Source organism: Nocardia acididurans, from assembly GCF_016741815.1.
Lineage (GTDB): Bacteria > Actinomycetota > Actinomycetes > Mycobacteriales > Mycobacteriaceae > Nocardia > Nocardia acididurans.
Window position 1 is genome coordinate 215,250 of record NZ_JAERRJ010000003.1, and the last position, 21,900, is coordinate 237,149.

Here is a 21,900-nt window from a genome sequence, read left to right on the forward strand (position 1 = left end):
TTGTTGGAAAGGCAACACTTCCTTGGTCTGGACGCTGTAACCGCTGACCTTGGAGGGTCGATAGGTCCTGTACCGATACAGAAAGCAGGCCCGTGCGCATTGCGATTCCGCTCACCGGAACCCGAGGGGACGTGCACCCGGTCGTCGCTCTCGGAATCGAACTGCGACGCCGCGGACACGACGTGCTGTTCGGCGCGCCCCCGAATCTGGTCGACTTCGTGAAATCGGCGGGCCTGCCCGCCCAGGCCTGCGGTCCCGACGTGCAGCAGCTCTACAGTTCGCCCGAGGGACAGCAGGCGCTGGCGGCGGGCAATACGCTGCGGCTCATGCAGCTGGTGGCCAAGCAGATGTCCGGCTACGCGGATCGGATGAACCGGGAGGTCATCGAGGTCTGCCAGGGCGCGGATCTGATCGTGGCCAGCACCGTCACCGAGGACCGCGCGAGTTCGGTGGCCGAGGCCATGGGCGTTCCGCTGGTCAGCCTGCACTACTTCCCGTGCCGCGCGAACTCCGCCTATCCGTTCCCGGGCGCGCTGCCCGCGCACTGGAGTCCGCCCGCAGCCGTCAACCGGGCCACCTGGACGGTCGCGGAGAACCTGCGGCGGGTGGCGTTCCTGCCGTACCTGAACGCACTACGGGCCGAGCTGGGATTGCGGAAGTCGTTCGCCAGCCCGGCGGGCGTACTGGCGCGAGCGCGAGTCCCCGAGCTCCAGATCTATGATCCAGCCCTGGTTCCCGGGCTGCCCCGGCAGTGGGACGCGCGGCGGCCGTTCACCGGATTCCTGACCCTCGACCACGACACTCGTGCGGCCGTCGGCGATCTCGCGGGTGATCACGACGGCATCCTGCGCTGGATCGACGCGGGCTCGCCGCCGGTGTTCTTCGGTTTCGGCAGCATGCCGATCAAGGACGCCGCCGCCGTGCTGCGGATGGTCGACGAGGTGTCGAGTCTGCTGGGCGTGCGGGCGCTGGTGAGCGCGGGCTGGAGCGATCTGGATATCGCGGCCGCGCACGCGGGCGACCATGTCCGGGTGGTCGGCGATTTCGCGCACGACGTGGTGTTCCCGCGCTGCCTCGCGGCCGTGCACCACGGCGGTATCGGCACGCTGTTCGAGAGCCTGCGCGCCGGGCTGCCGACCCTGGTGTGCTCGGTGTCGTTCGATCAGCCCATGTGGGGCGGGCAGGTCGCCAAGCTCGGCATCGGCGCGCATCTGAGGTTCACCCAGCTGACCGCCGAGCGCCTGCGGCAGGCGCTCGCGCCACTGCTGACACCGGAAAGCCGTTCCCGGGTGGCGGAATTCGCGGCGACCCTGCAGACCGAGGGCGGCGCGGCGCGGGCCGCCGACCGGGTCGAAGCCGCGGCCCGGTGAACCTCTACTTCGTGACCGACAGCGCCGTGATGTTCCGGCGCTGTGCGCGCAACACCCTGCGCAGCCCCGACACCCTGATCCTGTCCATGACCATGCCGATCCTGGTCATGCTGCTGTTCACCTACGTGTTCGGCGGGGCCATCAATGTGGGCGGGACCTACCTCGACTACGTGGTGCCCGGAATCATGCTGCTGTGCACCGGATTCGGGGCGTCGATCACGGCCACGGCGGTCTCCACGGATATGCTGCGCGGCAGCATCGACAGGTTCCGGACGCTGCCCATGTACCGGCAGGCGGTGCTGGCCGGGCACGTGGTGGAGGGGATGGCGCGCATTCTGGCGGCCATCGGCATCGCGGTGGCGGTCGCGGTGATCCTCGGTTACCGCCCGCAGGCCGGGCCGCTGGACTGGCTGGCCGCGCTGGGCGTGATGACGCTGTTCGTCCTGGCCATCTCGTGGATCTCGGTGGCGCTGGGCATGATCGCGGCCAATCCGGCGGCGGCCGGCGGGCTGACGTACGCGATCACCTTCATCCCGTACGTCAGCAGCGCGTTCGTGCGCACCACCACCATGCCCAGCTGGCTGCGGGGCTTCGCCGACAATCAGCCCGCGACCCCGATCGTGGACACCGTGCGCGCACTGCTCGACGGTGGCGGCGGCGGCCGCTGGGTGGAGGCCGTGCTGTGGTGCTCCGGCCTGGCACTGGTCGGATTCGCCGGTGCTAGTGCGTCTTTCAGCCGGTTGGCCCGAAGGTGAGGGCCTGTGCGATGAGCGCCAGGTAGAGCGTCAGGATGAACAGCACGGCGGGGATCACCGGATAGTCGGTGTCCCCGGATCTCCGGAAACGCCACGCGCCCGCCAGCGGAATCAGCAGGAGCGCCACCGGAAGCCAGCCGAACACCGCCGACGGCAGATCCTGCGCCCACGGCCGTGCCACCGCGATCTCGAATCCGACCGCCGCCACTGCCAGCAGCACGGAGGCGAGCGCACTTCCGTTCGCCCCCAGCGCATTCGAGTACAGCATCTCGCCCTCGCGATACTCCCGCGAGGTCTTGCGCGCGAACTCGAACTGCAGGAACGCACCCGCGAAGACCGCGGCCACCACCAGGATCCGCCAACTCCCCGCCACCTCACCGGTATTCATCGCCGAGATCACCGCATAGGCGGTCACCAGCAATTGCACCGGATAGGTGACGACAAGGTTGAGCAGGATATTCGTGCGCACCGTCTCCGACAGCTGCTCCAGACCCCACAGCACGAGACCGTAGGCCAGCACGGCCGCGATCAGGACCGCGGACCAGGCCGACAGGGCCAGGCTGCCCGCGATGGCGACCACCGCGATAACGCCCATAGCCGTGCGCAATTCGGGGGCGCTGACCGCACCGGTGACCAGCGGCCGATCCGGATTGTGCACCCGGTCGTACTCCAGATCCTTCTGCTCGTCGACCATGCGCAGGTACAGCAGCACGACCGCGACGATCGCAATGCGCGCGGCCGTCGCACCGGTCGGCCGCCAGGCCGTATCCGTCTGGGAGACAAGGGCGGCCGTGCCCTCCAGGGCCAGCACCCACAGCACCCCGTAGAGCAGGTAGTGCGGTTTGTACATGACCTTCGTGAACCGCGCGATGCGCCCGGCGGAGACGAGTACACCCGGGCGCACGGCGGTACCGGCCGTCACGGTGCCGCTCCTCCGTCGGCAATCCAGCCGTCCCATCCGGTGAGTTCCGCTGCGGGGGTGCGCTTCCGGGCCGGTGCGTCGTTGCCCGGCAGCAGATGCGCCACCGGCAGCAGGGCCACCTGGGTGACATCCTCCGGGATCCCCAGCAGTTCGGCGACCTCACGCTCATAGACCAGATGCGCGGTGGTCATGGTGGATCCGAGGCCCCGATCCCGCAGTGCCAGCAGGAAATTCCACACCGCCGGATAGATGGAGCCGTAGAAGCTGGCCAGCCGCAACGCCGACGGTTCGACCGGTGGGCGGCCGAGCGAGCACACCAGCACCAGGGCAGGCACCTCGTGCATATGATCGGCCAGGTACTGACCGGAGGCCAGATCGGCCAGCTGATCCGGGCGCGGCGTGCGCGCGGCAAGGTAGGCGGCGAAGCCCTTCCGGTAGTACTCGCCGATCCGCTGCTTGAGTTCCGGGTCCTGGACGACGACGAAGCGCCACGGCTGGCGGTTGGTGCCGCTGGGCGCGTGGGTGGCGATCTCCAGGCACTCCAGCAGATCCTGGCGTGCGACCGGCCGCGTCAGATCCAGCCGCCGCCGGTAGGCCCGGGTGCCGGTGAGCAGGTCGACGCCCATCAGGGGTTCACCTCCGGCTCGGAAACCGTGGCGTCGTCGGCGAATTCGAGGTCGATGCGCGCCGCCACCGCGCCGTGCTGATGAATCTCGCAGTGCACGACCGTGGGCCCGACACCCTCGTCCGCGAAACGGGCCACGCATTCCGCCGGTGCGTCCAGCTCCACGAAGTGCCCGAAGGAACTGGTCACGCTCAGCACCGGCCGCAGCTCGGGCACCATGCTGACCGCGGTCTGCCGGGCCGCCTCGATGAGCAGATTGCCCGGCACATGGTCGAGCTCATGGTCGAACAGGATGGGGTGCGTGGTGTCCGCGACCAGCGCCGCCCGGGTGCTGCCGTCCACCGAATACGGCTGTCCGACAACCACGTTCCACGGATTCACCCGGCCCACCGAGGCGGCGTCGGCACGCGCGCCGAGCGCGGCCGCGCCCTGGAACTCCCCGAGCCCCAGCTGTTTCCGGAATCCGGCCCGCATGGCCCCCCACGCGCGCGGTGACACCCAGGAGAAGGATCCGTCGACCGTCGACAGCGGCACGCCCGCGCAACTGATGTCGAGCACGAGGTCCAGGCCCTGCAGCGTCTCCTCGCGGTAGTGCTTGCGCAGGGCGCGCCCGTGCATAACCAGATCCGCGGGGGCGGAACCGATCTCCCACGCCGCGGTATCCGCGCCGGTGCTGTTGAAGGTGCGCACCAGGAACGCCCGATCGGCGGGCACCCCGTAGAACTCGTGGGTCAGGGCGATGGACGCCTGCCGGGCCGCCTCCATGACCGCGATCGGATCGAGCCGTGCGGCCAGCGCGCCCACATGATCACCGTAGTGCCCGTGCATGCGCGGCAGCTGCGCCCCGATCACGAAGGCGTCCTCGGCCACGGCGTCCAGCGAGGTCACGAAGACCTCCGACACCGATCGCCGATGCGCCAGCGTGCGGGGAATGGTGCGGACATGGCTTGCCGCCACTGTTTCGGCAGGTATCACGATCGGCCCTCCAACCAGTCGTTCGCGGTGACGGGGCGCAGCAGTTGCGACTGCGATCCGACCCGCATGGGAAACACATAGGAGCCCAGCACGATCGCCGACCAGGCGTCGACTTCCCGGCCCGCGATGAGCGCCGCGTCCAGCGCCCGAGCGCGCTCCGCATCGGATTGCGCGCCCCCGAGTACCTCGTCCAGAGCTGTCACGGCGTCGGCGCGGTCGAAGCTGCGGGCGGGGGTCTCGGCGTACAGGACGCGGGCCAGCTCCGTGGCCTCCGCGGTGCGATCCAGGTTCGAGCAGACCTCGTGCAGCAGCTCGGCGCGATCGTGCTCGTCGAAGTAGATGGCGAGTTCGCGCAGCACGTCGGCGGGATCGTCGGGCGTGTGCACCAGGTTCAGCAGGTAGTTGTCCTTGCCGACCAGATGCCGCAGCTCGCCCGGCTTGCGCTTGCGCGGGTCGGTCGGGCCCTTGGCGGCGGTCAGCCGCGCCTGCACGGGCAGTTCGCCGTCCGGGCCGTGCACGACCAGCACCAGCACCTCGGAGATGCCGACCAGCAGATCCGCCAGGCGGCGGCGTTCCGGGGAGGCGATATTCCAGGCGAAGTACCACAGCGCGCGGGCCAGATGCCGGTCCACCGCGGTCTTGCGGGCGGCGACGACACGGAACCCGTTGCCGCGCAACCAGTCCAGCGTGGGTTCGACGGCGCGGGCCACGATCGCGTCCGGCTTGAGCAGCAGCAGGGCGTGCTCGCGGGCGAATTTCGCGGCGTCGCAACCCGATCGGTCGAGATGCTCGATCGTCTCCAGGACGTAGGTGTCGCCGGTGTAGGCGTCGACCTTGGCGGGAGAGGGCGTCAGCTCCGAGAGCAGTTCGCGCACAGCATCATCGGTCATGGGTGGCCACCTCCCGTTCTGGCGAGGACCTCGGCGATCGAGGGCAGCGGTGCGCCGAGATAGCCGGACTCCAGACAGTAGTCGAGGAGAAGTCGCAGGTAGTCCTTTCCGGATTCGGGTGACGGCCTGCCCAGCAGTTCATCGGCGGCGGTGGTGTCGAATACCAGGCGGCGCTTGAAATAGCTGGTGTAGAGAATGCCGATGCGCAGGTAATACTCGCGTTCCAGCGGGTCCAGATCGTCGGCGCGGAAGGTGGATTCCGGCACGTAGGTGGCGACCTCGAAGGACGGGTATTCGGCGAGCACATCGGAGACCTCGCGCAGCGACAGGGTGTCGCGTCCCAGCGCGTGCAGGGTGCGGCCCGCGGCGGCGTCGAAATGCAGTGCCGCGGTGGTGATCACATCGGCGACATGATCGACCGGGGCCAGTGACAGGGTGGCGTCGTAGCGGCCGGGGAGCTTGCGGAGCTTGCCCTCCACCATGAGTTTGACCACGGTGTAGAGGTTCTTGTACTCGCGGATGACGCCGGTGCCCAGCGCGCCGGTGACGATGCCGGGACGCACGATCGACCAGCGCAGGCCGCGCTCACCCGCCGCGCGGACGATCCGCTCGGCGCGGAACTTGCTGTCCTCGTAGCCGTTTCCGAAATCCTGGCCCGCGTCGAGATCGTCCTCGCGAATGACGCCGCCGCGCAGGCCGCACACATAGGCGGTGCTGACGTGCACGAGCGGGACATTCCATTCGAGCGCGAGTTCCACCGCGTGCGTCGCACCCCGCACATTGAGTTCCTCGTAAGCCGTTGGCGTGGCGTCGAACGCGGTGGTCGCGGCGCAGTGCACGATCAGGCCCACCCGCCCGGCCAGATCGGCGGCCTCGGCCTCCGGTATCCCGAAACGCGGGGCGCGGATATCGCCGCGCACCCGATGCGCGACTTCCAGCGGGGAGCCGTCGTTGCGGGTGATATCCGAATTACTGTGCAGCACAGCCACAACGGTGCGCCCGGCGGCGGCCAGCCGCGCGACCACCTCGGCCCCGACCAGGCCGCTGGCTCCGGTGACGAGTACCAGTTCACGTTCGGTCATGCCTGCACCTCCTGGTCGGCCAGTGTCGCGGTCACCAGATCGACGACCTGGCCGACGCGCAGCACCCCCATCAGATCCTCCGGGCGGTACCTCGGCAACTCGAAGCTGCGCTCCAGCACCACGGTGAGCTCCATGAGCCGCAGCGAATCGAATCCGAGATCCTCTATCAGCCGATGGGCGTCGGCCAGTTTCTCCGGCGGCTGCGGGGCCATGGCCGCGACGATGCCGTGAATCCGGACGGCGACGGTGTTCTCGGCGGTCATGCGTGCTCACTTTCCCGAATGTGCGGCTGATGCCCGCCGCTGGCCAGCAGATCGCGCGTCTCGTCGAGCGGCAGATCCGTATTGAGATATCCGGCGATACGAAGCCAGTCGTAGCCGATGGACAGGGTGCGTTCCCACTGCTCGCGGGAATCGAAGGAGGCCGGGAACCCGGTCGCGGCATCCGCGCCACCGGCGACCCGGCGCACCAGATGCACGAACTCATCGAGCACCGTGAGCGGTTCGAGAGTGTCGCCACCCGCGGCGATGACCGCCGAGAACCGCACGCTCCGAGCCGCATCCAGCTGCTCGAGGATCTCCGTCCGCCGCACCGCGGACGCGGGCAGCAGCCTGCGCAGCGTCTCGGCGGGCGCGACATCCGCGGGCAGCGGGTAGATCCCGAACGCGGACACCAGCACGCGCACACTCATCGCGATGAGCCGGTGCGCGGCAATGTCGGCGACCCCGCCCTGCCCGTTCTTGACCGCCCCCACCAGGTCTTCCCTGGCATTCTCCAGAACCACGTTGGCCCACACCAGATTCAGCCCGCATTCGGTGAACCGGGTCGCGGACATCGGCACCAGCGTGGCGATCTCACTATCGAGCGCGGCCCCGGTCAACCCGAGCGCGGGCGCGGCCGCCCCCGGCACCGGCGCATACGGTTTCACCACCTTGCACATGGCGAGCGCGGGCTCGACGACTTCCCCACCGCGCCACTGCAACCCGACGAACCCGAGCCGGACGAACTCCGCCAGCTCCGCCCCGACGTCCTGGCCGGCGCGAGCGAGCACATCGCGCACCGAATGCCGGAACACCACCGAGCGCCACGCCTTCGCCGCGCGCTCGGACAGCACGAAAACCTCACTGTCGGAGCGCAGTACATGCACGCGGCCACCCAGCGACCACGTGGTCACCCCTGGTTTGCGGGCGAACAGGAGCTGATGCGCGTCATCCGCGACGTCGGTGACACCGAGCGCGAACGCCAAGTCCAGCAGTCGTTCCCAGCGCTCCCGCTCGGCGGGCGGCGGCTGCTTCACCAGGTCACCATCGCGCCGTGCCTCCGCAGGGCCGGCCTCCGGCCAGGTGGCGGCGGTGCCGACCTCGCGGTACCAGTCGATCAACTCGTGCGAGCCGATGCGGTCGAGCTGGCTGGGCAGCCATTTGGTCTCGATGTAGGTCTCGCCACGACGGGCGGCCCACCCCTTCATGGCCTGCAGCAGACCGTCGCACGCCCACTCCACGGCCTCGGCGTGTGCACCGAAGGCGCGCAGGGCAATCGCGTAGCGCAGGGCGTGTGCGGCGCGACCGGTCCACCACCGCGCGGCCAGGGCCGAGAAGCCGCCGTAGGGCATGAGTGAACGCAGCTCGGCGAGGTCGACCTCGCCCGCGCGCACCACCGTGGCGCGCAGGAAGCGCTGGCACCGGTTGAGCAGGTCCTCATCGGGGGCGGCCGCCACGGCGGTGAGCTGCCGGCGCAACTGGCCGACGGAACGGGTGCGGACCTCCACTCGGCGGCCGTCGATGAACAGCACCGTGGGGAGGGTGGGCATCGCCTCGTCGCCGGGTGACACCACCAGAAAATCGATATCCGAGCCCTCGTTGCCGAAACCCTCGGCCAGCGAACCCTCGAACAGCACGGCCGCGCCGGCGGGGACCGCCACGGCGTCGAGCGCGGATTCCAGCAGTTGGCGTACGCGTTCCGGTGCCATACCGGGTCGCGGCGTGGCCGTATCGGTCGCCTCGGCGGCGGAATCCGCCGCGGGCCCCTCCGCCTCGTGGACCACCGCACCCGCGAGCGCGCCGTCGCGCAGCAGCTGCCACATGTGGCGGCGGCGCGGTTTGCCGCTGGAGGTGCGCCGGATGAGGCCGCGCGGGCCGGTCACGATGTGCGCGGTCTGCGCCGGGCCGAGGTGTCCGCGAATTATCTTGCGGGCCTCGTGGATCCAGTCACCGGCCGCGGTTTCGGCGAACAGTGCGATGCCCTGGACTCCGGCGTCGTTGATGCCGACCGCCGCGAGTTTGCCCTTGGTGATACCGGTTTCCTGGGCCACGCGGGATTCGATGTCCTCCATGAACACCGAGCGGCCGCGCACCTTGAGGCTCGATCCCATCCTGCCGAGAACGAAAACCTCACCGTTGTAGAGGAATCCGGCGTCGCCGCTGTACAAACGGCCGTTCTCGATGCGGGTGGACGACCCGGTGCTCGGCTCGCCGGAGTACCCCAGCGCCACCGAGTCACCGACCACGACCATCTCGCCCAGAACACCGTCGGGCAGCTCATTGCCCTCGTCGTCCACCACGAGCACGGTCGACTCGGGCGTCGAATAGCCGAGTCCGGTAATCCATCCCGGGCCGTCGACCCGGCGCTTGTCATCCAGCAATGCCTGTTCCACCACCGGAACCGGTTGCCCGAAGCGCAGATTCGGATTGTCCACCCGCAGTGCCGTGATCGGCCGCTGCCGCGCTGACGAAGTCACCATGAGCGTGGCCTCCGCCAGCCCGTAGGCCAGCGTGTACGCGTTCATCGAAAACCCCTGCGGACCGGTCAGTTTCGCGAACGACTGCAGATCGGCCGTCTCCACCGGTTCCGACCCGATGGCCAGCGTTCGCAGCCCCGACAGATCCAGCTCGGCGATCTCCTCCGGCCGCACCCGGTGTGCCACATACCCGAGCGCGAACGACGGTGACGGCGAATGCTGTGCCGTCGACATGGCCCGCAGCCACCGCACGGGATCGCGCACGAACTGATCCGGGCGCATCAGGTACAGGTCACCCTGATTGGTCACGGTGGTCAGGAACGCCCCGACCAGCCCCATATCGTGGTAGAGCGGCAGCCACGACACCATCGCCTCGCCCGGCCGCCAATCCAGCAGCTGCGAGATCATGGCCACGTTGTTGGCCAGGTTCTGCCAGCTGACCCGGACCCCACGCGGCGCGCCGGTGGATCCCGAGGTGAACTGCAGCAGCGCCACCTCGTCGGCCGGTGCGAGTTCCCTCGGGGTGGCGGCGGGTTCCAGCGTGGCGGTGTCGACCACCAGCAGCCCGTCCTCGAATCCGGACTCGACGGCCGCGCGGCGCACGAACGACTCGAACTCCGGCGAGGTCACCACCAGTTTCGGCCGCGCCTGCTCGAGGATCCCCGCGATATGCGCCACGATCTGATCGAGATCCCCGAACATGGGCGGCGCGATCGGCGTGAACACCCCGCCGCACGCCCACACCGCGTAAAACGCTGCGAAACACGGGAATCCGGTCGGCATGATCACGCACGCACCGTCCCCGGTGCCGAGCCCGCGCGCCCGCATGAGCGCCGCGATGGCCCAGGCTTGATCGGCCACCTCGCCGTATCCGCGAAACTCCCACCCGTCGGCCTCGTCGGCCAGGTGTATCCCGGCGTCGGCCACCGGGTCCACCAGCCAATCACGAACCGTGCCAATGGCTTTCGCCGAATCCGCATTACTCATGCGATTCTCCTTCGGGGAGCACCGTAACCGTGCCGTTCACACCGTCTACACGAATGCGCATCCCGGTACGGATCTTCTTCGTTACGTCCTTGACCTGAACCACCGTGGGAACGCCCAGCTCGCGCGCCACAATCGCGACATGCGTCAGCGGACTGCCCCGCTCGATCACCAGCGCCGCCGCCGACGGCAGCGCGGCCACCCACCCGGGGTCGGTGCGATAGGCGATCAGGATCCCGCCCGCCACGTCGCGGGGTTCGTCCACGACGACCGCCGGACCCTCCACCACACCGGAGGCCGACGGCGTCCCTGCCAACACGGTACCGACTTCGGCGGCGGCCGTATCGGTGACCGGCACCCAGCCCTGCCGGGCCAGCTCCGCCCGCGAGAACTTCGCGCCGACGGTACGGAATCGCGGCGGGGCGACGAGCGCGGAATCCCTGGCGCGCAACGCCTTCCGAGCGGCCACGGTCGCCCGCAACTCGCCGGTGTCGGCCCCTTCGTAGCATCCGCGCAATTCGGTGACGGTCAGGTAGAACACATCCGAGAAATCGTCGATGACGCCGCGCGCCACCAGATCCCGGCCCATGACGCGAATCATCCGCTTCACCATGCCGAAAGCGCGGGTCCGGCAGAACCGCAGCCGCTCCCGATGCGCGGCGCAGCGAGAAACCTTGGCGCGCAAGCGTTCGTAGATCCGGCGGCGGGGTCCGCGCAGGTGCTGATCGAGGTAGGCGTCGGCCTCGTCGCCACGACTCGCGGTGACGCTGTCGCCCAGCCGTCCCAGCGCACTGCGCAGCATGATGAACAGGCTCGCCGGATCCTCCCGCAGGTCGGGGGTTTCCAGCTTGAGCTCATCGAGGCTGCGGTAGCCGTACTTGTCGATGTACTCATCGACCCGCCCCAGGAACTCGGCATATCCGGACTCTCTGAGACCGGGGTAGATCTGTTCCGGCGCAGCCGATTCCACCAGCGCCGTCAATTCCGGATCGGCCTTCACGATTCGCGCCAGTTCGGTCATGGCCCGCGCGGGTTCCGCCGATTCCACATCCGCGCCCGGGCCCACCACCGCGTACAGGAACCATTCCGGAGCCTTGGGCAGAAACAGTTTGGTGAGCAGGTACATGAGCCCGGTACCGGTCAGCAGAATCGCGTCCAGCACCATGAGCGGCCCCCACCGCTCCACCAGATCCCGATCCACCCTCCGGTATGCCGAATAGGCGTCCTCCCCGCTCATACCTGTGTAATCGAGGGCATCGTATTCGTCGTAAACACGGTAGAACTCGGTCATGAAGTTCTCGACCATGGTGTCGATGCCCCGCCACCGCTGCACATAGGTCTTCGTCGTCACGGCCCGCGACCACAATCGTGCGGCCCGGCTCCGAAACTCGAAGGGCCGCAGGGTCGTGGCGATCTCGTTCTCGAGCGGTTCGTCCACCCCGAGCGCCGCCTCGAGCACCTTGCGGTTCAGCGGATATCCCGGCGCGATCCCCACCATCCGGTACCAGTGCAGCAGGTTGTAGTACACCCGCCCGTGAAAGTAGCCCAGCAGCACCGGAGTCCACTCCGCCACATCACGCCGCTGCTCCGGCGGCACCCGCAGCGACGCCGCGTACCCGTCGTACACCCGCCCGTAGATATCCGCGGCGACCGTGTAGGTCAGCGGCGAGGTGATCCCACTGAAACTCTCGATGATGTTGGAGTTGTCCCAGATTCGCAGCTCCCCCTCCGGAACCTCCTCCCCCGCCCCACGCAACTCCACATCCGGCCCGGCAGTCACACCGGTTGCCGTAATGGGCCGCGCCTGCAGCAGCCACACCCCGTCGTCATCGATGGCCCACTCGATGTCCTGCGGTGCCCCCCTGTCGATTTCGATCTTCCGCCCGAGCTCGGCCAATTCCGCGACCTCGGCGTCGGTGAGCACGGCCCGCCCCCGATCCGCCCCGTCGACCTCGACGATCGCAGTCCCCTGCTCACCCACCTCGAACCGCTGATCCTTGTCCCCCACAACAAGATCCAGCACCGCACCGCTGCTCTTGTCCACGATCACCGAGTCGGCGTCCACCGCCCCCGACACCAGGCCCTCCCCGAGCCCGTACACCGCACTGATCACCACCTCATCGGCCGCGCCGGTGACAGGATTCGCGCTGAACACCACCCCGCTGGCCCGCGCCGCGATCAACCGCTGCAGCACCACCGCCGGAGCGCCCACCCGCGGCAAACCATGCGCGAACGCATACCGAACAGCCCGCTCGGAGTATGCGGAGGCCCAGCACTCCCGCACCCGAGCCACAACCTCCGCCCGCCCCCGCACATTCAAGAAGGTGTCGAACTGCCCCGCGAACGAATGCTCCGCCCCGTCCTCCCCCACCACCGACGACCGCACCGCAATCGCACCCTCCCCCACCCGATCGAGCGCGGCGTCGATCACCTCCAGAACCGAATCAGGAAGCGGCCCACCAACAATCACTTCCCGCAGCGCCGCCCCCCGAACAACAGCCGCCTCGACATCCCCGATCCCCTCGAACTCGGCCAGCGCGTCCCCCAACCCCGCCGCCGCCACGAACCCCTTGAAAACATCAACCCCCAGCGCAACCCATTCGGGAACCCGAAACCCATACTCCCCCAACGAATACAACCCCCGAGCCTTCCCACCCCCCAGCTCGCCGACCCGCACTGCTTCGGACCACGGACCAAGCACCTGCACCAGCACTCTCCCATCACCCCGGCCAGTGCCCCGGCCGGCGCCGTACAAGATCAAAGGATCTTGTCTGAATACCCCACGCTTCACTCGATAACCAGCCCAACCTTCTATGGGCTGTCCCTCCCCAAGCCGCCCTACACCCGGTAACGGCAGGTTCGCTACCCCCGATTTCCAGGGCAACAGGGATCCACGCGGCCCCCGGCGAAAGGACAGTCCCATGAATGTCATCAACGGCCTTTCCAACGCGGCCTACCAGTACATGATCGGCGCCCCACCAGAAATCTGGATGGGCTGGCTCCGCTACGCGTTCGGTCTGTAATGGACATCGTCCACCCTCACCTCACGGTTACCCACCGATCGCCCACCCGCCCTGAGACCACCCTCACACCGCCCCATCCAGCGAACTCGAAAACCCGGATTTCGCGCAACCACCCCACACCGACCCCGCGATCCGACCCTCAACCAACTCCCCGGTTGGCACCCCCTGCGGAGCCGATCCACGTCACCTTCCGCTGAGCGAAAATCGGGCCCATGGCCGAGCCGAATCCGACGGAGGACCGACGACGGGCGCTGACCGAACTACTCGAGGACGGAAGGCGGCTGCAAGCCCTGTATCCGAAGGTGGCCGACTACCTGACGACAGCGGCGATGCTCCCGGGAACCGGAGACCTGCAAGCAGAGGCCGCCTTCGACCTACGCATGGTCCACTACCTGACCGGCGGTCGATCCCCCAGTGGAACTCGGCGCGGGCCGCGGCTACTGGGCCGCACAGCTCGCCACCGCTGGATTATCAATCACCGCATACGATTCGGAGCCACCCAACAAGTCGATGAACATCTCGTTCCCCAGCACCACAGGCCTACCGGATGTGTGGCACCGAATTGATGGCCTCCCCGAGAACTCCGAACGAACCAGCAGCCACGCAGACCATGCCCTCCTCCTGATCTGGCCGCCGGGATATGATCTGCGCCATAAGCTGCGTCCCGCTCTGGGGAATCTTCGTGTGCGGGAAGCGGATACAGGTCGTCTCGATGAACACATCCAGTCGATCGTCACCGCCGGACTGAAATCGAAGGCCCGGCTGCACAAGGTCATTCTGACCGCTCGTGCTCGATGTGGCCTACCTGGTTCTCGGCTCCGGCGCGCGCCCCGGAGAAGCGCTGGCCGCATCCTGGGGTCAGTTCGACTTCGCCGCGGAGCCAGCGACATTCACCGTCTCGGCGACTGTTGTCAGGTTGAACGGGAAGGGGATCTGTCGGCAGGAGTGGACGAAATCGATGCCGGGTACCGAATTGTCGCGTTGCCCCCGTTCACCATTCAGATGCTGAAGCGGCTACGCGACGACCCGACGTACGGCCGGATGTGCAAGGTGAAGGCGCTGCGCGAGGTGGGCGGCGACGTGGTCGAGGAAGAGAACAAGGTCGCGCTTGTCTTTCCTGGCCGCGGTGGGGTGCTTCGCGATCCCCACAACTTCAATCGGACATGGCGGGCCGCCTGTGGCACGCGGTACAAGGACGTGACGCAGTGCACGTTCCGGAACGGCACTACATCGCGTCACCTGGAAATGGTTAGTCCAATGGGCGGAACAGATCGTGCCCCTGAACAGGCAAATCTGACCGGTGGCGTAACTCCGCTTCCTCATCTTGAAGCGACACCACTGCCGCGACCCACGACTTAGTCCGTAAAGTCGGCGCGAACACCGTCACTAGGAGGAGGGTCCGAGTGATCACGCCGCAACCTGATTCGCTTCGGCAGACTTAGTCGCTGGCCACGAAGTTGGACCGGTTGGCCGAGGCGCTGAGCAATGAGCGAACAGCGCTGCGAGCCGACGGCGTATATGTAGACGTCCACGCAAACGGCCATGTCCGATCCATCGTCATCGAGGACAAGATAGTTGCCGGCAGCAGTCAACTCGGCTCTCTGATCGCCGACCTGATCAACCGCGCCCGGGAGCAAGCGCAGGCGCAGGTCGAGAATCTTGTGCGTGAGGTGCAAGGAGATCCGCGGATCACGAAAGTAGTCGAGCAGATCGGAGACGCGCCCGAGCGGGCACTGCCTACTCCGGCCGCTCAGCCGCAGCCCGAGCAATGGGACGAGGATGAGGACGATCACGGGCACGGAAAGTCGAGCTGGCTCCACTGACGACGCCAGCCGTAGACGCGCAGATTCCTATCGCCGACCCATCGGATTTCATATGAAGGTTGTGCCGAACCAGGACGTCGCGTATCGGACAACCGGAACTCGGCGTCATCGCGACATTGTCGAGGACAGTGGGACGCACATGTCCGGTCACTTCCAAGTCGGTTAGAAAGTCATTCCCGCCTGGTCAAGTACAGTGTTCAGCGGCAGCCAAGATCGGCGCTGACCTGTCGAGGGGGGACCTGTAGTGAGCGATGATTTCCTATATGTGGATATCGACCGCGTACGTGGCTTGATTACGACGCTGAATACCAGCGCGGACACACTCAAGACGATTGATGTGGATCAGCAGGCCGCAGCCGTGGCGACCGCTGTCGACGGAACCGGAGTCGGCGCGGCATGTTCGGCATTAGCACAGTCGGCGGCCACCGCGATCGAGGCTGTGGTCCAGGGCGCTAGGACGATGGCCACCACCACCAATACAGGTCTGAACACAGTAATTGCGTTGGATCAGCACAACGCAGGCCAGCTCCCGCAAGGGAACTGAGTCGATGGCTGAAGCAATGATCCCGACCGTGTCCCAGGTGAGCGGCTGGCAGCTCGATACCCTCGACACTCAGGCATCCACGTGGAAGCAGCAGGCCGCCACCTTGAAGACCGAGGTCGATGGGTTTTACACCGCGGTCGGGAACTCGGCAGATTACCTGGTAGGCAAGTTCGGCAACGGGATGCGTGACAAGGGCTTGACCGTCCGCGACCAGGGCTATCAAACCGTCGGATCCCTCGAGGCGGCCAGCACAGCCATCACCATCGGCTCGCCCGGAATGCGATTCGCTCAGCAGACCGTGAAACAGACGCTGACCACACTCACCGCCGAGGGCTACCTCTGGGGCGAAGACGGCACCGTGACCCTGTCACTGTCGCAGACGGCAAATGCCCTGTCGGACAAGGACAAAGACAGCGCGACCGTCAAACTCGCAGCACTGCAGCACCAAGCCGACCAGTAAACGACTACGTTGAAAGGCGCGCTGCACGCCGCGGGAGTCGCCGCGCAAGGCGTCACCGACGGCGTAACGAATGCGTTCGCCCGACTACCCGAGGCAGCGCAGGGTGCGGTGCCCGGCTCGCTGACCGACCCGGGCATCGCGAAACAGCAAGGCATCGACGACGGACAGCTGGTTGCCAATGGCAAGGCCACCGACGCCGACCTCCAACGGATCACGACCCGGTTGGCGGCAGCGGGCATCACCACAGCCGACGTCGAGGCCATAAACGCGGGCAAGCAGGTCGAGCTGACCGAAGCACAGTGGAACTACCTCCATGCCTTCTACAACACCGCCGACCTCGACGGACTGACGTCGATGACCGACCGGCTCACCACCGCAGGCGACACCACCGCCGCATCCACTGTCGTCAACCAGTTGAACACCCTGGCCAACCCGAACGTGCGTTCCGCTGGCCCAGATCCATTGTTCGGCAGCAACTTCCACCCCCAAGGCGGACTCACTCAACTGCCCACCGATCTGCGGAACACACTGACCAAGGGCTACGAAGTCCACCAGGGCAGGCCGTACGCCAACCTCGGAGCCCAGGATCTACTACAGGTCACGCAGTTGATGGCCCAAGCCGACGGTGGGTCCGCGCCAGGCAGCGACATCAACAAGGCGCTGCTGGTGCAGGCGGCGGAGATAGCGCCGCAGCTGGATCCGAGCAGTCCCAACGTCGCCATCGGCGTCGACTACCGTCTCGGGTCAGCCGAAGGGCTGCTGCAGTCGATGATCGCGGTCGGCGGCGAGGACAGGATCGCCGTACACGACATCCTGACCGGCACCAACCTCCACAGCGACATCAGCAAAGAGCAGATCCTCGACGCGTTCACCCAACACCATTGGCCTGACGATGGCGCGCAAGTGAAACAGATGCTGTCGTGGATCGGGACTGATGCCACCTCTGCCGACGTACACATCGCTACCCGCGCGGGCGAGGCCGCTACTACGTTGGCCAAGTACGTCGGGGCGAACGGGTCAGACCTGCTTCACCTCGACGGCGGCCGGTCGCCCTCGCTCGGCGAGATCAACCCGGAGATCGTCAAAGGCATCGGTTCTGCACTGAGTCCGTACATTCCCGAGCTCGTCGGTGTTCCAGATGAGTACCTGGAGACCCGGGGTTTCGACGCGCCGGATGACGCAGAGTCGACGCAGCTCGACGCACCTGGTCGACCCGCCGCTCAGAATATTTTCGCGGTGATCGACACGAATGTCGAAGCGGCAAGGGAATTCAACGCCCAGGCATTGCTGACCGCGCAACAGTTGAATACTTTGTGGCTCGAATCGGTACTTGCCGATCCCACCAATCCGGAGACCGATCTCGCGACCCGCTCCGGCACCCTGTTCGGACTGGTGGACAAGGGGCTCGATATCGAGATCGCCGCGCAGAAGGACACCGAAATCGGCAAGGCGATCAACGGGTTCGTCGACAAGGGCAGCGCCTACGACTCGTTCAAGACCGCGATCGGTACCGGTGTGAAGTACATTCCCGTCGCGAAAGACATCTTCGGTCCGATGATCGACGCATCGAACAGCTACGCCAAAGCGAACATCGTCGGGTATTCCTACGACGTACCTTCGACACCGGACAAGCCCTTCGACACCAGCCACGATTCCACCTCAGCTCGCCAGCTGTACCAGATCGCCCAAGCGCTACAGGGCCATGACGGCACTCTTGCTCACGACCCCCGCTACGATGCCCTCTTCGATTCCAACGGCAACCTGAAAAGCTATGAGGACGCGGCACGTTCAGCCGGCGACCAGGCCGGGCTACACGGCAAACTTCAAAACATCCTCTACTCCTATCAAGGCGGGATCCTGCGAGAACCTCTGCAAGACATGGCAATCAACGTCAACAACGGCAGGACAGCGGTGACAAAATGACAACACGCATATTGCGCCCGGCTGGCAGAGCGCCGTTTCTACTCGCTGTCTCCCTGCTGATCGGCATTACCGCTGGCTGCGGGGAGGACAAGCAGCCGGAACCACCGCCCGCGCACACCCTCGGCGACTTCTGCAATCCGCTACTCGAACTCTTCCGCAACGACCTCGACATCAAGGACGCCAAGCTCGTCGGGGTCGAGGAGGACGAGCCCATCGACGACTCCACGACCACCGAAATCTGCAGTATTTCGAGCAGGACGAGTCCTATACACGGTGGCGCATGGATCACGCGGCTCAAGGACGGGGCGAAGATAGCCGATGATCCGCAGTGGTTCGAAAGCAATAAGTACACGCCCCTACCGGGCCACGCCGTCGACGTCTGGATTCGCGACAGCCGCGCCATCACGCGATCGATTCAGACAAAAGGCACAGTCGACCTCATCACCCAGATCGGAGCATGGCGGGGACACCTCGAGTTCGAAGGGGCTGTCGGCGGTCCGCTGGTCATGACTGACGAGCAGGTCGGGAAGGCCGCCGACGCCCTCATCAACGCGACAGATTCTGTGAGCGATTGACGGCGGAATAGCCGGGGCATGCTTGACACCCACGTCCCTCGAGCAGCTCACGACCTGCTGCAGGATCTGGTCACAGTGGTTGTCACCTCCCCCTGCAGCAGCTCGGCGTGCCGAGCTTCGGGAGTGGCTGGCGGGGAAGGAGATTCCAGAGCTCCGTGTATACCCCAAGCCTGACACAGGATTGGCTCCTACTCGATGTGGCCGAGCTGGTCCTTGTCTCCGAGGTACGCCCGAAGGGGCGTTAGCTGAATCACGGGCTCAGTTCGACTTCGCCACGGAGCCAGTAACGTTCACTGTCCCAGCGGCCGTCCGTCAGGCTCAACGAGAAGGGGGCCTCTCCATCAGAAGTGGACGAGATCCGATGCCCTATAGCGAATCATCGCCCTACCCGAGCCCGCCATACAGATGATGAAGCAGCTGCACGACGACCCGACACTGCCGGATGTTCAAGGTAAGGCACTGCACGAAGTACGTGGCGACCTGCTGACGAACGTTGGCACGCCGAATTCTTGGTGTTTTCTTGGAAATGGTTCAATCTACGGATGAAACAAATTGGCCCCTGACCAGTTCCACCTGGTCAGGGGCCAATTTCTGCTCCCCCATCTGGACTCGAACCAGAAACCTGCCGATTAACAGTCGGCTGCTCTGCCAATTGAGCTATAGGGGATTGTGTCTCGGTCGCCCTCTCAGGCGGCCGAGAAGAACTTTAGCGTATCGGTTGTTCACTTCCCAAATCGCGGCTCTACCTGGGGACATTGTGGAGGGGCGGGCGGTGGGGCGGGGTGACAGGGGGGTGGGGTGTCGGGCAGGATGTGGGGGCGGACTGGCCCTATGGGAGGAGCTTCTCGAGATGCTGCGGTTGATCATCGGTGTGGCGGCCGGGTATGTGCTGGGCGCCAAGGCCGGGCGGGCTCGGTATGAGCAGATCAGTAAGACGACCCGCGCGATCAGCCAGAGCCCGGTCACCAAGAAGGTGGTGTCGGTGGGGCGGCAGAAGCTGGCGGACAAGTTGAGCACTCAGCCCAAGTTGGAACCGCTGGTGCCGTTGGATGAGCGGACCACGATTTTGGTGCCGCAGGATCAGTTGCGGATCAAGTGACGGGTGGCTCGGCTGCTCTCGGATGAGAGTGGCGAGCCTTCGGCCGCCTGCGGGATCGGGGCGGGCGGGTGTGTGCGTTCGGCCGTTCACTGGGGTGGGCGGCCGAAAGCGTTGGGGGTCAGCGGAAGTCGTCTGAGGTGCCCATGGCTTGGGCTATCAGGCTTTTGCGGTATTGCTCGAGGGCTACCAGGTCGCCGAAGAGGTTCATGTACTCCTCTGGCTTTTCCGTGGAGGAGATGCGCTGGAGTTTGGACTTCAGTTGGGCTACCTGGCGGCCTACCCAGGCTTCCTGGGTGCGGGCGAGGACGCCGGTGACGAAGCGGGGGATGTCGCTGGCGGATTTGACGGGCAGGGGTTCGGCGGCCAGTTCGGAGACGAGGGCTCGCATGGTGAGGTCTTCGGTGTTGTCGGCTACCGCTGTCACCCATTCGGCGCCGCCCAAACCTGCTGCGGTGCCGCCTGCTTCGGCTATGGCGGCGCGCAGGTCTACGTAGACGGGGTGGGTGAAGGCTTCGGGTTCGAGGGAGTCGAAGACCGGGCCCGCGTAGGCGGGGTATTGGAGGGCCGCGGCGAGGGTTTGGCGCTGTGGGAGCAGGACCGGGTCGTTGGGGCGAGGTGGGGCGACCGGTTGGGGGGTGTTCGATTGGGCGGGTTCGCGTTCCGGCGTCGCCGAACGGGAGGACGCCGGGCCGCCGTTCTTGGCTTGTTTGCGGGCTTCCTCGCCTACGCGGCGGACCACCAGGGGGATGTCGTCCCAGCCGACCCAGCCGGCCAGTTTGGTGGCGTAGGCCTTGCGCAGGGCGTAGTCCTTGATCTGGGCTACCACCGGGACGGCTTCGCGCAGCGCTTGGAGTTGCTGCTCGGGGGTCATGTCCTTGGTGACGGGGTCTTCGTATTTGTCGACGATGCCCTGGATGACGAACTGGTACAGCGGGACTCGGCGGGCAACCAGGTCGCGGACGGCGCCGTCGCCGTTGCGCTGGCGGAGTTCGCACGGGTCGAGGCCGTCGGGGGCGATGGCGATATATGTTTGGCCCGCGAGCTTTTGGTCGCCGCTGAAGGCTTTCAGGGCCGCGGCCTGGCCTGCTTCGTCACCGTCGAAGGTGTAGATGATCTCGCCGCGCCAGAAGTTGTCGTCCATGAGGAGGCGGCGCAGGATCGCGAGGTGTTCCTCGCCGAAGGCCGTACCGCAGGACGCCACAGCGGTTTTCACGCCGGACAGGTGCATGGCCATGACGTCGGTGTAGCCCTCGACGACCACGGCCTGATGGCCTTTGGCGATATCGCGTTTGGCGAGGTCGAGGCCGAAGAGGACCTGAGACTTCTTGTACAGCACCGTTTCCGAGGTGTTGATGTACTTGGCGGTCATCTGGTCGTCGTCGAAGAGGCGGCGGGCGCCGAAGCCGATCACCTCGCTGCTGAGGTTGCGGATGGGCCACAGCAGGCGGCGGTGGAAGCGGTCGATGGGGCCCTGGCGGCCCTGCTTCGACAGGCCCGCCGCTTCGAGCTCCTTGAAGTCGAAACCCTTGCGCAGCAGGTGTTTTGTGAGGGTGTCCCAGCCTGCGGGGGCGTAGCCGCAGCCGAACTGATGGGCGGCGTTGTGATCGAAGTTACGGTCGGTCAGATACTTTCGGGCCATTTCGGCTTCAGGCTGACCGAGCTGCCCGATATAGAACTCGTGGGCCGCGGCATTCGCGGCCACCAGGCGGGCGCGGGTGCCGCGATCACGCTGGACCGAGGTGCCGCCGCCCTCGTAGTTGATCTTGTAGCCGATGCGGTCGGCCATCTGCTCGACCGCCTCGACGAACCCGATGTGGTCGATCTTCTGCAGGAAGGCGAAGACGTCACCGCCCTCACCGCAACCGAAACAGTGGAAGTGGCCGTGATTGGGCCGCACATGGAAGGACGGCGACTTCTCGTCGTGGAAGGGGCACAGGCCCTTCAGCGAGTCGGCGCCGGCGCGCTTCAACGCGACATACTCACCAACCACATCCTCGATCCGAACACGTTCACGAATCGCCGCGATATCGCGGTCAGGAAGTCGGCCGGCCACGCAGCGAGTCTAGCGGCGGCCCACCGACAGGTTCGACCCGGACGCACGGCTGGACACCGG

The 21,900-nt window shown here is 66.4% G+C and carries 18 protein-coding genes and 1 tRNA gene; 9 read left to right on the forward strand and 10 right to left on the reverse strand.

Annotation, left to right across the window (positions count from 1 at the left end; all coding sequences use genetic code 11):
- The first annotated feature begins 92 nt into the window (after positions 1-92).
- Positions 93-1,370 (forward strand): glycosyltransferase, encoded by a 1,278-nt coding sequence (locus JK358_RS09090; RefSeq protein ID WP_201945452.1) that lies wholly within the window; start codon positions 93-95, stop codon positions 1,368-1,370.
- Between the two features lie 29 nt (positions 1,371-1,399).
- Entirely contained in the window at positions 1,400-2,125 is a 726-nt protein-coding gene (locus JK358_RS09095) for an ABC transporter permease (RefSeq protein WP_201946245.1), read from the forward strand.
- Here JK358_RS09095 and JK358_RS09100 read toward each other — a convergent pair.
- Genes JK358_RS09100 through JK358_RS09135 form a run of 8 tightly spaced genes read right to left on the reverse strand, consistent with a single transcriptional unit; the run spans position 2,103 to position 13,053 of the window.
- Positions 2,103-3,047, reverse strand: coding sequence for a UbiA prenyltransferase family protein (locus JK358_RS09100; protein ID WP_307817405.1), 945 nt, complete (start codon positions 3,045-3,047; stop codon positions 2,103-2,105). The genes JK358_RS09095 and JK358_RS09100 overlap by 23 nt on opposite strands.
- Positions 3,044-3,673, reverse strand: a complete 630-nt coding sequence (locus tag JK358_RS09105) for a nitroreductase family protein (RefSeq protein WP_201945454.1) — start codon at positions 3,671-3,673, stop codon at positions 3,044-3,046. The genes JK358_RS09100 and JK358_RS09105 overlap by 4 nt, the downstream gene beginning before the upstream one ends.
- Entirely contained in the window at positions 3,673-4,647 is a 975-nt protein-coding gene (locus tag JK358_RS09110; protein WP_307817406.1) for a ScbA/BarX family gamma-butyrolactone biosynthesis protein, read from the reverse strand. The genes JK358_RS09105 and JK358_RS09110 overlap by 1 nt, the downstream gene beginning before the upstream one ends.
- Positions 4,644-5,537, reverse strand: a complete 894-nt coding sequence (locus tag JK358_RS09115; protein ID WP_201945457.1) for a nucleoside-diphosphate kinase — start codon at positions 5,535-5,537, stop codon at positions 4,644-4,646. The genes JK358_RS09110 and JK358_RS09115 overlap by 4 nt, the downstream gene beginning before the upstream one ends.
- Complete coding sequence (locus JK358_RS09120) at positions 5,534-6,619, reverse strand: SDR family oxidoreductase (RefSeq protein ID WP_201945464.1); 1,086 nt, start codon at positions 6,617-6,619, stop codon at positions 5,534-5,536. Before JK358_RS09120 ends, JK358_RS09115 begins: the two co-directional genes overlap by 4 nt.
- Positions 6,616-6,882 (reverse strand): acyl carrier protein, encoded by a 267-nt coding sequence (locus tag JK358_RS09125; protein WP_201945466.1) that lies wholly within the window; start codon positions 6,880-6,882, stop codon positions 6,616-6,618. The genes JK358_RS09120 and JK358_RS09125 overlap by 4 nt, the downstream gene beginning before the upstream one ends.
- The gene (locus JK358_RS09130; RefSeq protein ID WP_201945468.1) at positions 6,879-10,343 is read right to left on the reverse strand and encodes an AMP-binding protein; all 3,465 of its coding nucleotides are present in this window, start codon (positions 10,341-10,343) and stop codon (positions 6,879-6,881) included. Before JK358_RS09130 ends, JK358_RS09125 begins: the two co-directional genes overlap by 4 nt.
- Complete coding sequence (locus JK358_RS09135) at positions 10,336-13,053, reverse strand: phosphoenolpyruvate synthase (protein ID WP_307817407.1); 2,718 nt, start codon at positions 13,051-13,053, stop codon at positions 10,336-10,338. The genes JK358_RS09130 and JK358_RS09135 overlap by 8 nt, the downstream gene beginning before the upstream one ends.
- Positions 13,054-13,777: 724 nt before the next feature.
- Here JK358_RS09135 and JK358_RS09140 point away from each other — a divergent pair.
- From JK358_RS09140 to JK358_RS09165, 6 genes are all read left to right on the forward strand, one after another.
- Positions 13,778-14,722 carry a hypothetical protein gene (locus tag JK358_RS09140; protein WP_201945476.1) on the forward strand — a complete coding sequence of 315 codons (945 nt, stop codon included), beginning with the start codon at positions 13,778-13,780 and terminating at the stop codon, positions 14,720-14,722.
- Positions 14,723-14,820: 98 nt separating this feature from the next.
- Complete coding sequence (locus JK358_RS09145; RefSeq protein ID WP_269811774.1) at positions 14,821-15,186, forward strand: YbaB/EbfC family nucleoid-associated protein; 366 nt, start codon at positions 14,821-14,823, stop codon at positions 15,184-15,186.
- Between the two features lie 244 nt (positions 15,187-15,430).
- Positions 15,431-15,730 carry a hypothetical protein gene (locus JK358_RS09150; protein WP_201945485.1) on the forward strand — a complete coding sequence of 100 codons (300 nt, stop codon included), beginning with the start codon at positions 15,431-15,433 and terminating at the stop codon, positions 15,728-15,730.
- Between the two features lie 4 nt (positions 15,731-15,734).
- Positions 15,735-16,190 carry a hypothetical protein gene (locus tag JK358_RS09155; RefSeq protein WP_201945486.1) on the forward strand — a complete coding sequence of 152 codons (456 nt, stop codon included), beginning with the start codon at positions 15,735-15,737 and terminating at the stop codon, positions 16,188-16,190.
- A 9-nt stretch (positions 16,191-16,199) separates the two neighbouring features.
- Positions 16,200-18,113 (forward strand): TPR repeat domain-containing protein, encoded by a 1,914-nt coding sequence (locus tag JK358_RS09160; RefSeq protein ID WP_201945488.1) that lies wholly within the window; start codon positions 16,200-16,202, stop codon positions 18,111-18,113.
- The gene (locus tag JK358_RS09165; RefSeq protein ID WP_201945490.1) at positions 18,110-18,688 is read left to right on the forward strand and encodes a hypothetical protein; all 579 of its coding nucleotides are present in this window, start codon (positions 18,110-18,112) and stop codon (positions 18,686-18,688) included. The genes JK358_RS09160 and JK358_RS09165 overlap by 4 nt, the downstream gene beginning before the upstream one ends.
- Positions 18,689-19,282: 594 nt before the next feature.
- Here the strand turns inward: JK358_RS09165 and JK358_RS09170 are convergent.
- A tRNA-Asn gene (locus tag JK358_RS09170) sits at positions 19,283-19,355 on the reverse strand.
- 183 nt (positions 19,356-19,538) lie between these two features.
- Here JK358_RS09170 and JK358_RS09175 point away from each other — a divergent pair.
- The gene (locus JK358_RS09175; protein ID WP_201945492.1) at positions 19,539-19,787 is read left to right on the forward strand and encodes a hypothetical protein; all 249 of its coding nucleotides are present in this window, start codon (positions 19,539-19,541) and stop codon (positions 19,785-19,787) included.
- Positions 19,788-19,905: 118 nt separating this feature from the next.
- Here the strand turns inward: JK358_RS09175 and dnaG are convergent, their stop codons facing one another.
- Complete coding sequence (gene dnaG / locus JK358_RS09180; protein ID WP_201945500.1) at positions 19,906-21,840, reverse strand: DNA primase; 1,935 nt, start codon at positions 21,838-21,840, stop codon at positions 19,906-19,908.
- Positions 21,841-21,900 lie beyond the last annotated feature (60 nt).